Origin of the sequence: Providencia sp. PROV223, assembly GCF_028479245.1 — a bacterium.
Taxonomy (GTDB): Bacteria; Pseudomonadota; Gammaproteobacteria; order Enterobacterales; family Enterobacteriaceae; genus Providencia; species Providencia rettgeri.
In genome coordinates this window covers 246,962-262,528 of record NZ_JAMPNG010000003.1, presented here as the reverse complement: position 1 = coordinate 262,528, position 15,567 = coordinate 246,962, and the positions used below count along the sequence as shown (strand labels likewise).

The 15,567-nt window shown below is 41.7% G+C and carries 13 protein-coding genes; 6 read left to right on the top strand and 7 right to left on the bottom strand.

All coding sequences use genetic code 11. The features are described from left to right. The first annotated feature begins 34 nt into the window (after window positions 1-34). Entirely contained in the window at window positions 35-1,348 is a 1,314-nt protein-coding gene (locus PR767_RS06145) for an inosine/guanosine kinase (RefSeq protein WP_272520024.1), read from the top strand. Window positions 1,349-1,687: 339 nt separating this feature from the next. Here the strand turns inward: PR767_RS06145 and eutH are convergent, their stop codons facing one another. Together eutH and PR767_RS06135 are read right to left on the bottom strand one after the other, a co-directional pair. Then, window positions 1,688-2,938, bottom strand: a complete 1,251-nt coding sequence (gene eutH / locus PR767_RS06140; protein WP_110732207.1) for an ethanolamine utilization protein EutH — start codon at window positions 2,936-2,938, stop codon at window positions 1,688-1,690. A 22-nt stretch (window positions 2,939-2,960) separates the two neighbouring features. After that, on the bottom strand, window positions 2,961-4,400 hold the full coding sequence (locus PR767_RS06135) for an FGGY family carbohydrate kinase (RefSeq protein WP_110732206.1): 1,440 nt from the start codon (window positions 4,398-4,400) through the stop codon (window positions 2,961-2,963). A 241-nt stretch (window positions 4,401-4,641) separates the two neighbouring features. Between PR767_RS06135 and PR767_RS06130 the strand changes: the two genes are divergently transcribed. From PR767_RS06130 to PR767_RS06115, 4 genes are all read left to right on the top strand, one after another. After that, window positions 4,642-6,042, top strand: coding sequence for an NAD(P)/FAD-dependent oxidoreductase (locus PR767_RS06130; RefSeq protein WP_109912066.1), 1,401 nt, complete (start codon window positions 4,642-4,644; stop codon window positions 6,040-6,042). Beyond that, entirely contained in the window at window positions 6,039-7,268 is a 1,230-nt protein-coding gene (locus PR767_RS06125) for an NAD(P)/FAD-dependent oxidoreductase (protein WP_272520017.1), read from the top strand. Before PR767_RS06130 ends, PR767_RS06125 begins: the two co-directional genes overlap by 4 nt. A 35-nt stretch (window positions 7,269-7,303) precedes the next feature. Then, the gene (locus PR767_RS06120; RefSeq protein WP_004913603.1) at window positions 7,304-8,080 is read left to right on the top strand and encodes a DeoR/GlpR family DNA-binding transcription regulator; all 777 of its coding nucleotides are present in this window, start codon (window positions 7,304-7,306) and stop codon (window positions 8,078-8,080) included. Between the two features lie 111 nt (window positions 8,081-8,191). After that, window positions 8,192-8,542: a DUF1937 family protein gene (locus PR767_RS06115; RefSeq protein ID WP_004913600.1), complete on the top strand. Its 351-nt coding sequence runs from the start codon at window positions 8,192-8,194 to the stop codon at window positions 8,540-8,542. Between the two features lie 124 nt (window positions 8,543-8,666). Here PR767_RS06115 and ybaL read toward each other — a convergent pair whose 3' ends face one another. Both ybaL and PR767_RS06105 read right to left on the bottom strand, forming a co-directional pair. Then, complete coding sequence (gene ybaL, locus PR767_RS06110; protein ID WP_004913598.1) at window positions 8,667-10,418, bottom strand: YbaL family putative K(+) efflux transporter; 1,752 nt, start codon at window positions 10,416-10,418, stop codon at window positions 8,667-8,669. Window positions 10,419-10,704: 286 nt separating this feature from the next. After that, window positions 10,705-11,928, bottom strand: coding sequence for an MFS transporter (locus PR767_RS06105; RefSeq protein WP_004913594.1), 1,224 nt, complete (start codon window positions 11,926-11,928; stop codon window positions 10,705-10,707). Between the two features lie 258 nt (window positions 11,929-12,186). Between PR767_RS06105 and ushA the strand changes: the two genes are divergently transcribed. Beyond that, window positions 12,187-13,851 carry a bifunctional UDP-sugar hydrolase/5'-nucleotidase UshA gene (gene ushA, locus PR767_RS06100; protein WP_004913593.1) on the top strand — a complete coding sequence of 555 codons (1,665 nt, stop codon included), beginning with the start codon at window positions 12,187-12,189 and terminating at the stop codon, window positions 13,849-13,851. A 56-nt stretch (window positions 13,852-13,907) separates the two neighbouring features. Here ushA and PR767_RS06095 read toward each other — a convergent pair whose 3' ends face one another. From PR767_RS06095 to PR767_RS06085, 3 genes are read right to left on the bottom strand one after another with little or no spacing between them, the layout of a single operon-like run. Further along, window positions 13,908-14,240, bottom strand: a complete 333-nt coding sequence (locus tag PR767_RS06095; protein WP_272520016.1) for a hypothetical protein — start codon at window positions 14,238-14,240, stop codon at window positions 13,908-13,910. After that, window positions 14,212-14,685 carry a Cys-tRNA(Pro)/Cys-tRNA(Cys) deacylase YbaK gene (gene ybaK, locus PR767_RS06090; protein WP_004913586.1) on the bottom strand — a complete coding sequence of 158 codons (474 nt, stop codon included), beginning with the start codon at window positions 14,683-14,685 and terminating at the stop codon, window positions 14,212-14,214. The genes PR767_RS06095 and ybaK overlap by 29 nt, the downstream gene beginning before the upstream one ends. Before the next feature lie 21 nt (window positions 14,686-14,706). Further along, window positions 14,707-15,510 (bottom strand): TraB/GumN family protein, encoded by an 804-nt coding sequence (locus PR767_RS06085; protein WP_123382360.1) that lies wholly within the window; start codon window positions 15,508-15,510, stop codon window positions 14,707-14,709. Window positions 15,511-15,567 lie beyond the last annotated feature (57 nt).

The following is a 15,567-nucleotide window of genomic DNA, read 5'->3' as shown; positions in this document are numbered from 1 at the left end:
AATAGGGCGATGTTCCATTGTTAATCTTCTAATTATGAAATTCCCCGGTCAGCGCAAATCAAAACACTATTTTCCTGTTAGTCTCAGAGATCCTTTATTACAGCCTTTAAAAGAAACCTTGGCAGATGATGAGAATTGTAAGTCCTATATCGTTGGTATCGACCAAACATTAGTCGATATTGAAGCGAAAGTGGATGACGACTTTATTCAGCGCTACCAGTTGAGTAAGGGGCATTCACTGGTTATTGAAGATGATGCCGCCGAAGCTTTGTATAAAGAGCTCACAGATAATGCATTGATTACTCATGAATTTGCAGGTGGAACGATTGGCAATACCTTGCACAATTATTCGGTATTAGCGGATGACAGGTCTGTTTTATTGGGCACAATGTGTAATAACATCCAAATTGGTAGCTATGCATATCGCTACCTGTGCCATACCTCAAGCCGCATGGATTTAAATTTTCTACAAGGTGTGGATGGGCCTATTGGGCGCTGTTTTACCTTGATCACTGAAAATGGCGAGCGAACTTTTGCTATCAGCCCTGGCCATATGAATCGCTTGCACCCAAATAGTATTCCAGAGGATATTATTGCGGGGGCTTCTGCATTGGTTTTAACCGCTTATTTAGTCCGTTGTAAACCCGGAGAAACCATGCCTGATGCGACTATGCAGGCTATTGCGTATGCGAAAAAGCACAATGTTCCCGTTGTGTTGACGCTTGGAACAAAATTTGTCATCGCTCAAGACCCTCAATTCTGGCGTGATTTCTTAGCGGAACATATTTCAGTCGTTGCAATGAATGAGGACGAAGCGCAGGAACTGACAGGGCTGAGTGACCCATTACTCGCCTCTAATATGGCATTAGACTGGGTCGATTTAGTTTTATGTACAGCGGGCCCATCAGGCCTATATATGGCCGGCTACACCGAAGACGCTTATAAACGTTCGACGCAGCACCCACTATTACCGGGTGCGATTGCAGAATTTAACTTATATGAATTTAGCCGAGCAATGCGCCAACAAGATTGCCAAGTTCCATTACGTATTTTCTCTCATATTGAGCCTTATATGGGCGGGCCTGAAAAAATAATGAACACGAATGGGGCGGGAGATGGGGCGTTATCGGCATTACTTCACGATATTACTGCCAATTCTTACCATCGTTCAAATGTACCGAATTCCAGTAAACATGAACGCCAATACTTAACATATTCCTCTTTAGCTCAAGTATGCAAATATGCTAACCGTGTGAGTTATCAAGTATTAACTCAGCATTCACCTCGTTTGAGTCGTGGCTTACCTGAAAAAGAAGATAGTTTAGAAGAGTCTTATTGGGAACGTTAAAGCGAAATAATTCTCATTTGAATTAATGATGTCAATTTTAAGGCACTTCAATATAATTGTTATTAAGGTGCTTTTTTTCGAACAATTATTCTGATGAATTGTTGTCGCTAAATCTTATTAATTAAGGTGATTTTTTTACCTTCAAATTATATATCTATAAATAATGTAATGCTTAATGATGACTAATATAGATATCCATATGGTGAGTGTAATATTAATAATGGATGAGAGTTTGAGTTAATTTCAGACTAATAAATAAAAGCTGTATGCTACTTTATGAGTATTCATATTTGGCATACAGCTAATTATTTTTAAATATATAAGTATGGTTAATGCTAATTAATGTTGTTTAGCAACAGTGAGCTCACTTTCTTCTTTAACTATTTCAGCTGCTTTTGCATCTTCAGCTTCATAACGCATCGCCTGTGGTACTGAGATTTTAATCGCAATAAATACCGCTAAGAAGCCGCCTACTAGTTTGCCCAGTAAAATAGGTAAAACGAGAGTAGGTTGGAAGTTGGCCGTGAAGGCAAGATGATCACCGATGGTCGCTTGTGCGCAAACACCAAATGCCACACATAATACCTTATCCCTCGCTCGCATTTCTTTGAATAAGTGATAAGTAGCGATAATGTTTGCCATAACCATAATAAAACCTAAAGAACCTGTATCACTCAGTTTTAAACGGTTACTTAATGCACGGACTAAAGGCTTGCAGTAGCGTTGGAACAGATAACAAATGGGGAATGTGCCCGCTAACATGATACCGATATAACCCGCAATTTCGATGGCACGGAATAGTTCATTTTGGTCAGCAAACAGTGGGTCAAAGCCCCATGCGCCGAAAACTTTGGTGAATACACCAGTAAAGTGTTCAACAATGGAAAATGCTAAGACTAATTTGACGAATGCATCCATAATTTTACCAAAAATCAGGAAGCCCGTTACCATTAACATCGGGCGATATTTTAGCCCTGCGGCTAATAAAAAACAGAATACAAACAACGGCATCAGGTATTGCAACATGGTAAAGAAATCTAAGGTTAATTGATGTGCCGCTGGTGAGTTCGTAGAAATAATGTCCCTTACAGGAATATTATTGAAGGTAATTAACAGCAGCGAAGCCAATACACCAAATGGTATGGAGATCAACCCTGCCATCGCACCAAGTGCAAGGTATTTATGATCTTTACGATTTAACATTGTTAACCCTACAGGGATCAGGTAAACAATAGTGGCTCCAGAGGTATAACCGATCAACATTGCGGTGATCCACATATCTCGATTAGTCGTTAGTGCATCGGCAAGTTGGTAGCCGCCCATATCAACGGCAATAATCGATAAGGCTGCAATAGAAACGTCTGAGCCGACAGAGGAAAAGACGGGTCCAAGAATGTAAGAGATTAATTGCGAGAGTAGCGGAACAGCAGCCATGATCCCGGCTTGAGCGAGAAATACGGGACCAATAGAAAAGATCCCATTAACAAACTCTTTTCCAAGCTCGCTGGCGGGTCTAACAATGGATGCGACAGCACCAATAATGGCGCCACACATAATTAAATAAATAATGTAATTTCCGAATTCAGCCATGGTAGGGTTTCCTTTTATTATTTTAGTGTCTTAATTGGCGAGAACGGGCAATGATGTCGCGATATTGTTCCATCACACCTTGCATATTCGTTCCATCAGGATGTGTCACAGTTGCATTGCGTCTTACCGCCATTTCATGAGTGATCCCGAGACCTTTGCGAGCTAACAAGGCGGCGCCTAGTGCAGTTACTTCACGGTTTGCTGGTGCTTCAATGTTTTTTTGTAATAAATTGGCTAAAAATTGCTTAAAATATTGATTTGAAGAGAGCCCTCCATCGACTGAGATTGACTGGCCTAGTGGTGAAATTTTTTCCATTGCAAAAATAACTTCAGCGGAACGTGCGGCTATGCCTTCCAAAACCGATTGCATCATGTCTTTTTTGTCGGTATCTAATGAAAGACCCGCCCAAAGGCCTGCAGCACTGCGATCCCAATATGGACATCCTAAACCGGATAATGCAGGGACAAAGGCTAGGCCGCGTTTAATAGCGGATTCAGCTCTGAAATCCCCGAGTTCATCGAATGAGTCAAATAAACCGATTTTACGAGCCCAATTGATGGCAGATGCTGCGTTGTAGACGCCGCCATCTAAACCAAATACAGGAGGTTGATTGGGAAACTTCCAACAGAGTGTGGGCAATAAACCGCTGTCATGAGTTTGTGGAATATCAGTGCCAGTTAGTGCTTGCAAGAACGCGCCGGTACCGAAGGTGATTTTGGCATCACCTTTTTCACGGCAGCCATGGCCGAATGTGCCAGCAAATTGGTCAACGATAATGGCGGTGACTGGGGTGAGGTGCCCATCGAGGTTGATAGCGCCAAAGTCACCAATGTTATCTTTAATAGGCGGCAAGCAATGGATGGGAACACCAAAAATGTCACATAGTTCTTGATCCCACTCTAGCGTATGAATATTGAGTAATGAAGTTCGAGATGCCGAGTTATAGTCGGTGACGAATACGCCACATAACCGGTCGAGAAAAAAAGCATCCATCGTACCGATGCGTAATTTATTTTTATCCGCTAATGTTTTCGCACCGACAACATTGTTAATAATCCAGCCCATTTTGCTGGCGGAAAAATAAGGGTCGAGAGGTAAGCCTGATTTAGACTGTACCAGCGGCTCTAACCCTGCTTCCTTGAGCATTGAGATGGTTTTTTCTGTCCGTAAGTCTTGCCAAACAATTGCGTTGTATAAAGGGCGCTTGCTATCCGCATCCCATGCGACAATGCTTTCACCTTGGTGACAAAGCCCAATAGCATCAACGACTTCGCAGCTATGTAAGCATTTAATGATGTTTGCCAGTATTTCCTCTGGGTCATGTTCAACCCAACCACTATTCAGCGTGATTTGTTTATGAGGAATACTCATAGGGGAGTGGTAATGGCCGCCTTCTTCAAAGACAACGACCCGGGTTCCCGTTGTTCCCTGATCGATAGCCGCATAACGTTGATTGAGCATCACAGTATTCCCAGTGTTATAAATGTTGTAAATAGGTCTGTTTTTTTGCTTACTATCGTTTAATCGGAAATAAAATCCACAAAAAACTCACAGTAAGTTTCACTAATGTGACAAAAATCACAATAAAGTAACAATGTGAGTAAGTTTTTGGTTGTTGCTGTGCTTTGTGTTGTTTTAATTATTGTGATTGTGGGAATTATGTGGTTTTATGTGTGCAAGTTTTAAGTTAAGGATCTCAGCCATGGATATTAATAATAAAAAAATTTGGGATGTCATTGTCATCGGCGGTGGTGTCATTGGCTGTGCTGTGACACGTAAATTCACGCTGATGGGTGCCAACACGTTGTTACTTGAACGTGGAGGTGACATCCTTTCGGGAGCAAGTAAGGCAAATAGTGCGCTATTACACACAGGTTTTGACGCCACACCAGGGAGTCTAGAACTTGAGTGCATGCAAGAAGGGTATCGTGAATTCATTGCAATCAGAGAAAAAATGAATTTACCTCTTCTTGAAACGGGGGCATTAGTGGTTGCATGGAATGATGAGCAACTCAGTAAATTACCGGCGATAGTAGAACAAGCACATACTAACAACGTATTAGATGTGGCAATTATTGATAAAGAAGAGCTATATCGCAGAGAACCCCATTTAGCACCAGGGGCACTTGCAGCTGTTTCTGTGCCAGGTGAAGCGGTTATTGACCCATGGAGTACGCCACTTTCGTATTTAACCCAAGCAGTGAAGCATGGGGCTGAGTACCACTTTCATTGTGAGGTTAATGGTGGAACACTCCATGATGGACTATGGCATTTAACCACATCAAAAGGTGAGTTTTCTGCCCGTTTAGTCATTAACTGTGCAGGAATTAATGGGGATATTGTCGAATCAATTTGCCACCCATCACCGTTCCAAATAAAGCCACGTAAAGGGCAATTTCTTGTTTATGACAAAGCGGCAGCAGCGGATATCAATGCGATTATCCTACCAGTGCCGACTGCTATCACAAAAGGTGTATTGCTATCGAAAACCATCTTCGGCAACCTCTTGCTTGGCCCTACAGCGGAAGAACAAGATGACCGCTGGAAAGCAGAGGTAAAACAAGAAGTGCTTGAGGACTTAATTGCCCAAGGTTCTCGCATGTTACCTTCATTGCACAATTACAGTGTGACCGCAACCTATGCGGGGTTACGCCCTGCTACAGAAGAAAAATATTACCGCATTAATGACTATCCAGAAAAACAGTGGATATGTGCAGGGGGAATTCGTTCCACAGGTTTAACTTCAGCCTTAGGGGTGGCAAGCTATCTTGGTAAATTGTACCAAGAGAATTTCACACCGCTTTTTGAGCTATCACCACCAGAAGTACTGATTTGGCCAACTATGCCAATGATTTCTGAATATCATCAACGGGATTACCAATGCAAAAGCAATGGCGGTATTGTCTGCCATTGTGAATTAGTGACCCAGCGGGAGATTGAAGCCGCATTTGATTCGGATATTCCTCCAGAGTGTTTAGGGGCTTTACGCCGCAGAACGCGAGTGATGATGGGGCGTTGTAATGGGTTTTATTGTAGTAGTCAGGTGGCTGAAATTATTAATGGTCGCTTCGACCACACATTGGCAGTGGAGGCCGTAAAATGAGTGTAAATTATGATGTTATTATCATTGGCTCGGGCCCTACAGGTGTCGCTGCGGCACAGGCACTACGTCGTCGTGGTATACAAAATATCGCCATCATTGAGCGTGAAGCCCATGCTGGTGGCGTTCCACGCCACTGCCAGCACCCAACTTTTGGCATTTTAGCTTTTAAACGGCCTATGAAAGGCAACCAATTTGCTGAAAAAATTGTCAATCAACTGGGAAACACACCGATTTTTACTCGTAGCACGGTGACTGCGTTACAACCTAATGGGAAATTAACCGTTTCAACACCAGAAGGTCTTGTTGAAATGCAAGCTAAACGGGTTTTGATAGCGACAGGGGTAAGAGAAACACCTCGCCATCCGCGCTTAGTTTCAGGCTTGCGGCCACAAGGAATTTTAACCGCAGGGGCATTACAGCAATTTGTTTATTTAAATGGCAAGAAGCCTTGCCGTAATCCCGTGATTGTAGGCAGTGAATTAGTGAGTTTTTCTGCACTATGGACACTAAAAAATGCAGGCGTTAAAGCCCAAGCGATGATTGAAAGTGGTGATCGGATTTTAGCTTTTAAACCCGCGACTTTATTTGCTAAAGCGATGGGAACCCCCGTTTATTTAAATAGTAAAATTACTGAAATTGGTGGCTTAGATCGCGTGGAATATGTGGTTGTTGAAACAGAAGGTAAAAGCCACAAAATCATGTGTGATTCGGTCATTTTTACGGGGCAATTTGTGGGTGAAAATACGCTAATCCGTAAAAGCCATTTGAGCTTTGATGCGGCGACAGGAAAACCGGTAACAGACCAATATGGGCGTTGCTCTGATACTCGCTACTATGCCGCTGGCAATATGTTGCATCCAGCCGATATGGGTGACCAATGTTACCAAGAAGGTCTTATAACTGGCGGATATATTGCAGACGATTTATTAGCAAATCATCACCAACAACATGTCAAAGTTACCCAGCGTATTCCTGTACAAGTTAATGAGAAAATTTGTTTTAGTGTTCCAGCGTGTATTGATATGGATAATTTATCAGTGCGACAAATTGATTTTAATATCAAAGTTGAACAGCCAGTGAACGGAACTATTCGTGTTATGGCAGGGGATACCCTGTTATATGAAAAACGCCATCGCTGTTTACCAACACGACGTATTTTACTGAAAAACATTGATTTAACAAAAATACAGCAGGAAGCTACTGAAATTAGTATCACTGTTGTATAGTGCTGGAAAGTTAAATGGTTAAGAAGGATTAAACTATGTGTGAGGGACGTTCCTCAAAAGTACGTCATCAAACCATCATTGAGCTGCTTTCTACTCAAGGGCAGGTTTACGTACAGGAGCTTGCTAAACATTTTAATGTCGCGCAAGAAACCATCCGTCGTGACCTTAGTAAGCTTGAAACACAGAAGTTACTGAAAAAAGTCCATGGTGGGGCTGTCAATATTCAATCAAAATTTGAGCGTAATTTTACGGAAAGAGCACAAGCCGCGGTTGATGAGAAAAAAGCGATTGCGGCGAAAGCGGCTGAGCTGATTAAACCTGGAGACACATTGTTTATTGATTTTGGCACAACCACCTTTGAATTTAGCCAAAGAATCAAATTGATTGATAACTTAACCGTTATTACAAATTCGCCGTTATTGGCAAATACGTTACAAGAAAACTCAACTATCGAAACGATTTTGATTGGAGGGCAATTTAACGCAGCGCAAAATGCGTGCTTAGGGGCTATTGCACTAAAAAATATTGCTGAGTTTTTTGCTGATTATGCAGTCATTGGGGCAGGGGCGATACACGCATTGCATGGCGTGATGGATCAGCACGTCGACGAAGCGGCAATCGCACAAAAGATGATGGAAAACAGCGATAAATTAATGGTGTTAGCGGATGGCACGAAAGCGAATAAACATGCGATTAATTTTGTGACAAGTTGGGACAATATTGATTATTTAGTGACAACCAGCAAAGAATTTAAATTACCTGAAAGTAAAAAACATCCTAAAACGAAAATTATTGTTGCGGACGTTGAATAAGTTTTAATTCTATAAATTAAACACTCCCTGTGGAAAATAATTAATTATTTTTCATGGGGTTGCTTTAACTAAAAAATGTTCATCGAAAATTAACAACACCTAGGAAAGATTATGAGCCTTTATTTTATTGCTTGCCCTTATTCAGACCCCGATAGCAATGTTGTAGAAATGCGCTTTGCTGAATGCACTAAATTTGCAGCAGAACTGGCGCTTAAAGGTATCGCTACCTATAGCCAAATCACAATGACCCATCCAATTAACCAATACTTAGCCTCACAAGGACAAAAAGTCGCATGGTCTTCTATTGATATGGAATTTCTAAAGCGGTGTGATGGTTTAATTGTGCTGACATTACCTGGCTGGGAAAAAAGCGGTGGTGTTGCAGCTGAAATTCAGTTTTTTAAAGACCAAGGGCTGCCAGTTTGGACTGGGGATGAGTTTATCGCTCACTATTTAGAGTGAACGATGAGGGAAAGTAAAAACCGAAGATAAACTATCTAGAGTGGATAGAAATAATAAGCGTATAAATTTCAATGTAATAAAAAAGGAAGCAATGGCTTCCTTTTTTTATTAATGGAAATAGAGGTTAATGAGCGGGTTTTAGATAATCATCTAAACTTTTGCCTTCACCTTTTTTATCATTGTCACCATCAATCATATCATCGATAGAACAACCGAACTCTTCCACATCATTGCACATGAGTGTCGCCATGGATTTTGCAATTTCATGTTCACCTATAATGATATGGTCTGCTCCTCGTTCTTTAATAAAGCTGACTTCATCATCATAATGGGCACGAACAATCACAGTGACATCTGGGTTCATTTCTTTCGCGGTTGCGACAATTTCACCGGCTTCATAACCATTAGGGATAGTTAAGAGCAATGTTTTGGCGCATTCAATACGGGCAAGGCTAATAATTTCTCTATTGGCGCCATTACCTAAGATTGCGCTAAAGCCATTTTCAGCAAGTTCTTCAAACCGAGAGCGGGTATCTTCAACAACGACAACCGGAATTTCCCTTCTACGCAGTTTGTCTGCAAGCATGCCACCTACTCGGCCGTAACCAACGATGATGGCGTGGCCGCAGATATCGACAGGAACTTGGGTTTCCTCTTCCAGAGTCTCTTCCAGCAGTTGCTCTTCGATAGTTTCGGTTTTCTCAAGGTACTTATCTAATAAGCTAAATAACACAGGGTTCAGCATAATAGAGACAATTGCACCCGCTAACACCAAGTTTTGCGCGTCTTTATCCATGACACCTAGGGTTAACCCCATTCCGGCTAAGATAAAGGCAAATTCACCAATTTGCGCAAGACTAACTGAAATAGTTAATGCGGTTCGTCGTGAATGGCCAAACATCCTAACAAGTACCAAGGCAGCTGCGGATTTACCAATAATGATAATGGCGAGAACGGCTAAAATTCCCAGAGGCTGCTCAATTAATACGACTGGGTCGAACAGCATCCCAACTGATACAAAGAACAGTACGGCAAAGGCATCACGTAGTGGCAGAGTGTCTTGTGCGGCGCGATGGCTGAGTTCAGACTCATTTAATACCATTCCTGCGAAGAACGCACCAAGGGCAAATGAAGCATCAAAAATAGCCACAGCAGCATAGGCAATGCCTAATGCGAGTGCGAGAACAGCAAGAGTGAATAGCTCACGAGAACCTGTTGATGCGGTACGCGATAAAATCCATGGGATTACTTTACGGCCCACGACAATCATAATAAATATGAATAGAACAACTTTACCAATTGTCCATGCAAGGCCTAATGCGAGCTCACTGAAGCTGGCATCATCCGTGTTCATGATAGCTGCCGCCGCAGGCAGTAGAACGAGTGTTAAGACCATCGCTAAGTCTTCAACAATCAGCCAGCCTATAGCAATTTGCCCACGCTGACTTTCAATCAATTGACGTTCTTCTAATGCACGAAGTAATACGACGGTACTGGCAGTTGATAAACATAGGCCAAATACAACGCCTGTAAATATTCCCCAGCCAAATAACATCGACAGGCCAAGGCCCAGTAAGGTTGCTACTGCGATTTGAGCAATAGCTCCGGGAATGGCGATGGCTTTAACAGCAAGTAAATCTTTTAATGAGAAATGTAGGCCTACCCCAAACATCAGTAAGATAACACCGATTTCAGCAAGTTCAGGTGCCAGTGCTGCATCAGCAACAAACCCAGGGGTAAATGGGCCTGCTAGGACACCGGCTGCAAGATAGCCAACTAAAGGGGAAATTTTTAATCGCTGTGCGATCATACCTAACAAATATGCAAGGGCGAGACCACCAACAATGGTTGTGATTAAGGGCGTTGAATGCTCCATTTAGTCTCCTCTGGTTAGTATAAAAATAGAAAGGTGGGTACATGCCGTTGACTTTTAAAATGAGGCCTTCATTTTAAAATGCAAATTGCATGTTTTTATATTCTAACTTTTTTTGAGATAAATTTCCTTAAAAAAATGAAATGTTTTTAAAAAAAATGCAGGTTAAAGGAGCTAAATCGTTACAAGCTTTATGTTTGTGAGATTTTTATCTGAAATTTATCGAGATTATGGAAGGAAAGACCCATACTTATTTTTAGGTAAGTATGGGTAAAATAAGAAAATAAATCTATTTGTTACCAATATTTGGTAGCAATACTGTAAAAATCCCAAGTAATGGTAAGAAAGCACAATAATGATAAACTTGTTCAATACTGGTCTGGTCTGCGATATGGCCTAAAACTGCCGCACCAACACCTCCCATACCGAATGCTAATCCAAAGAACAACCCTGATACCATGCCGGTTTTACCGGGGATCAGCTCTTGTGCGTAGACTAAAATAGCCGAAAAGGCAGAGGCTAAAATCATACCAATGATGACGGTAAGTACCCCAGTCCAATAGAGGGATGCATAGGGTAAAATTAAGGTAAATGGTGCAACTCCAAGGATTGAGAACCAAATAACGTATTTACGCCCTATTTTGTCGCCTATTGGCCCGCCAATCATAGTACCAGCGGCTACGGCAAATAAGAAAACAAACAAATGAATTTGCGCATTTTGCACAGAAACACCGAACTTATCGATCAAATAAAAGGTGTAATAGCTGCTGATGCTCGCCAAATAAAAGTATTTTGAAAAAATCAGAATTAACAGTACCGCCAAAGAGCCAATAATTGTCTTTCGTGGTAAGACTTTAACATTCCCTGAATTGAGTGGTTTCTTACTTGCAGCGCGGTGTTGTTGTTTGTACCAGCTGCTAACTTGCAATAAAATAACAATCGCAAGCAGGGCTGCAAGCGAGAACCAACCAATGTTGCCTTTTCCGTATGGTTCAATAATCAGTGCTGCAAGTAGTGGCCCAAGGGAGGCACCTAAGTTACCACCGACTTGGAAAAAGGATTGCGCCAGACCATGACGACCGCCTGAAGCCATACGCGCCACACGAGAAGATTCAGGATGGAAGACAGAAGAACCGGTTCCAACCAATGCGGCTGCAAGTAATATGGTCGGGAAAGTTTCTGCCATCGCTAACAAGATTAGCCCCGTTAGCGTGAAGCTCATTCCTATTGGCAAGGAATAAGGTTGTGGATGTTTGTCCGTATAGTAGCCAATAATTGGTTGTAACAGTGATGCAGTAATCTGATAAGTAAGAGTTATCATCCCGATTTGGGCAAAACTCAGTGAAAAATCAGATTGTAATAAAGGATAAATCGCTAAGATTAGTGACTGGATCATATCATTAAGTAAATGAGAGACACTGATCGCGGTTAGGATACTAAAGACCGTTTTCCCTGTTTTATTTAATGGCTTTGACGGGCTTGGGTTGTTAGGTGTTGTGGTTTGCTCACTCATGTCATTATCAACTTTATGTGTTACATAATTGTTATCAATATAACTGAAATACAATTTATTTAAATAAATAAATAAATCACGTGAATAACTAGTGTTCGTAAATTATTTGATGGCGATCTCATTTTTATGAAACGAATTTCTTATTCTGCAATAGGTATCAAATCCTGCTCATATTTTTATGCTATAAGACAGCAGGTAGTGACAAACTATAATCTAATATGACTGTATAAAAATTCCTATACCAGCAGGGAGAAATGTATGAAGTTTGCATTTAAGGCATGCGCATTAACGGTATCGTTAGCGTTAATACCCGCAACTATGGCAAATGCGTGGGAAAAAGACAAAACATACAATATTACCATTTTGCATACCAATGACCATCACGGCCACTTCTGGCATAACGACCATGGTGAATATGGTTTAGCGGCGCAAAAAACGGTAGTTGATGAAATTCGTGACGAAGTCGCTAAACAAGGCGGCAGTGTTTTACTGCTCTCTGGTGGTGATATTAATACCGGTGTACCAGAGTCTGATTTACAAGATGCAGAACCCGATTTTAAAGGAATGAACTTAGTCGGTTACGATGCAATGGCATTAGGGAACCACGAGTTTGATAACCCACTTGAGACGTTGCGTCAGCAAGAAAAATGGGCAACTTTTCCGTTTTTATCTGCCAATATTTATCAAAGCAGCACAGGTAAACGCCTTTTCAAACCTTACCAAATCTTTGATAAACAAGGTGTGAAAATTGCTGTTATGGGGCTGACAACCGACGACACAGTGCGTATCGGTAACCCTGCCAATTTCCCTGATGTCGAATTCCGTGTGCCTGCGGACGAAGCCAAAAAAGTGGTTGAAGAGCTTCGCGCAACAGAAAAACCAGACATTATCATCGCAGCAACTCATATGGGGCACTATGATGATGGTAATCATGGTTCAAATGCTCCGGGCGATGTAGAAATGGCGCGCAGCTTACCTGCTGGCTATTTAGATATGATAGTGGGTGGTCACTCACAAGACCCTGTTTGTATGTCTCAAGAAAAGAAAAACTACAAACAAGAGGATTATGTACCAGGTACACCGTGTGCGCCAGATAACCAAAATGGAACTTGGATTGTGCAAGCCCATGAATGGGGTAAATATGTTGGTCGTGCAGATTTTGAATTTAAAAATGGCAAGTTTACGCTGAAACACTACCAGTTAATCCCAATTAACTTGAAGAAAAAAGTGACAAAAGAAGATGGGACTAGCGAGCGTGTTTATTATACGCAAGAAATTGCTCATAACCCTGACATGATGAAATTATTGACACCTTATCAAGAAAAAGGTGACAAGCAATTGAGTGTTAAAGTGGGCTCAGTTGAAGGTAAACTTGAAGGTGATCGCAGTAAAGTGCGTTTTGTGCAAACAAATATGGGGCACCTTCTGTTAGCCGCACAAAAAGAACGCGCAGGGGCTGATTTTGCGATTATGAGCGGCGGCGGTGTTCGTGACTCTATCGAAAGTGGCGATATCACTTATAAAGATGTGCTCAAGGTTCAGCCGTTTGCTAATGAGTTAGTTTATGTCGATTTCAAAGGGGATGAAGTTATCCCATACCTGACCGCAGTTGCGAATATGAAACCGGATGCAGGTGCGTATGGCCAGTTCTACAACGTGAACTTAACGCTGAATAAAGATGGCACGATTAGTGATGTCAAAATTGATGGTAAGCCTGTTGACCCAGCCAAAACTTATCGTATGGCAACGTTGAATTTCAATGCGATTGGTGGTGACGGTTACCCGAAAATTGACAACCATCCTAACTACGTTAATACCGGCTTTGTCGATGCGGAAGTGCTCAAAGGGTATATTGAAAAACATTCCCCGCTGAAAGCGGCAGATTATGAACCAAAAGGTGAGATTATTTATAATAATAAATAATTAAATCATTATTACCTTGAAAGCCTCACCGCTCGCGGTGGGGCTTTTTATCGTCATTATTTAGAGCAAAAAACATGAGCGACTAAATGAGGGCCTTCATAAATATCAAATGAATGATAATTTAATAAATATTCATGAGGTGTATGTTCAACAAGAAAGCGCACAGTTCCTCGGCTTATTTGTTGATGATGGCTATTGCGTAAATGAAACGCTAGCTGGAATATCACACTCCAAGATTCATCGGGTTTGAGGCTGAAACGAGCAACAGCATAATAAGTCCCAATTGCTGGCGGCTGTTGCCTACCACCTTCTTGAGACGATAACCATTTAATCGTCGCTGCGACTGTTACGGGTTTAATATCATTTACGTATTTCAGCGAAGGTTGCATTCAGTACTTTGGCGAGATCGTTAGGAGCAAGTTCAATATCTAAACCACGTTTTCCACCTGAAACGAACATACTGGCATATTGCTGAGCTTGGTCGTCAATGACTGTTGGTAAGCGCTTTTTTTGACCTAATGGACTAATGCCCCCAAGCAAATACCCCGTTGTTTTTTGAGCGATTTGTGGGTCTGCCATTTCAACTTTTTTGACTTTAAACACTTTAGCAACCAGTTTTAAATCTAGTTGCCCTGAAACAGGTGTTACGGCCACGGCTAATGTTTTTTGATCGCCATTGAGTGCGACTAATAAGGTTTTAAACACTTGCTTGGCATCTAACCCAAGTTTTCGTACTGCTTCATCACCAAAGTTACTTTCATTTGGGTCGTGATCGTAGGGGTGTAATGTGAAGGAAATTTTTTGTTTTTCGAGTAATTTTACGGCTGGGGTCATTTTGAGCCTTCTATTTATAACTTAGTTTCGCAAATATTCTACCAGACTATTTTCACCAAACAGGTGTAACGCACCAACGGCGACCACATAGTTACCATCAGGGAGTGATCTAAGCTGCTCGTTCCAATTCGCATTTCGTTGCTTCATCAATACCTGATAAATGTCTTCGCTAAAGGTATTAGGTAAAGCGGTACGATTATTGGGTTGGTAGTCTAACCACCAGCCTATCATCGTTTGTAGCGAGCGCGCGTTTGCACGCCAGTGGTTCAGCGAGTCTTGTAATAACGCTAACCCATTATTAGGCAAAGAAAGCAGCAATTCAACTTGAGAGGCAGTGCCCTCTAGTTCAATAATTGGTTTGAGTTGTGATTGCGCATTACGGATAAGTTGGTAGTCAATGCCATAGTGGCCTCTTAGCCCGAGTTCTTGGGCTTGGGTCGCTTGCAAAATCAGGGCAATTTGCCATGAGGGTAAGGTATCAAAACGCTCGGGGGATTGGCGGAGCTCTATACAATATTGTTGAAAAAGGTGATATTCATCGCGAGTTAGCCGCTGTTCAACAGGAAGAAGCTCAGCGATATCATCGCTAGGAAATGGAGAGTGGGTTTCAGTGATATCCGCCTCAACAATCAAGGCATCTGCGAGATTAAGTTTGTCTAATAATGTGGCAGACAAAGGAAACATCGTTTCTGTTCCCATGTGAATGCTACCCACAATGTGCAATTTCAGTTTTTTTGATAGCCGAATATCAACAGCAGGGTAAGGGTAAACCGGAGCAGTTTCTGTATGAAGCCAATTCTTTAAATTTTCAAACAAGTTACCCACGATTTCGTTCCTGCGTTATTTCTCATTTTCTTAGGGTAAACAATCTTACCGCAATTT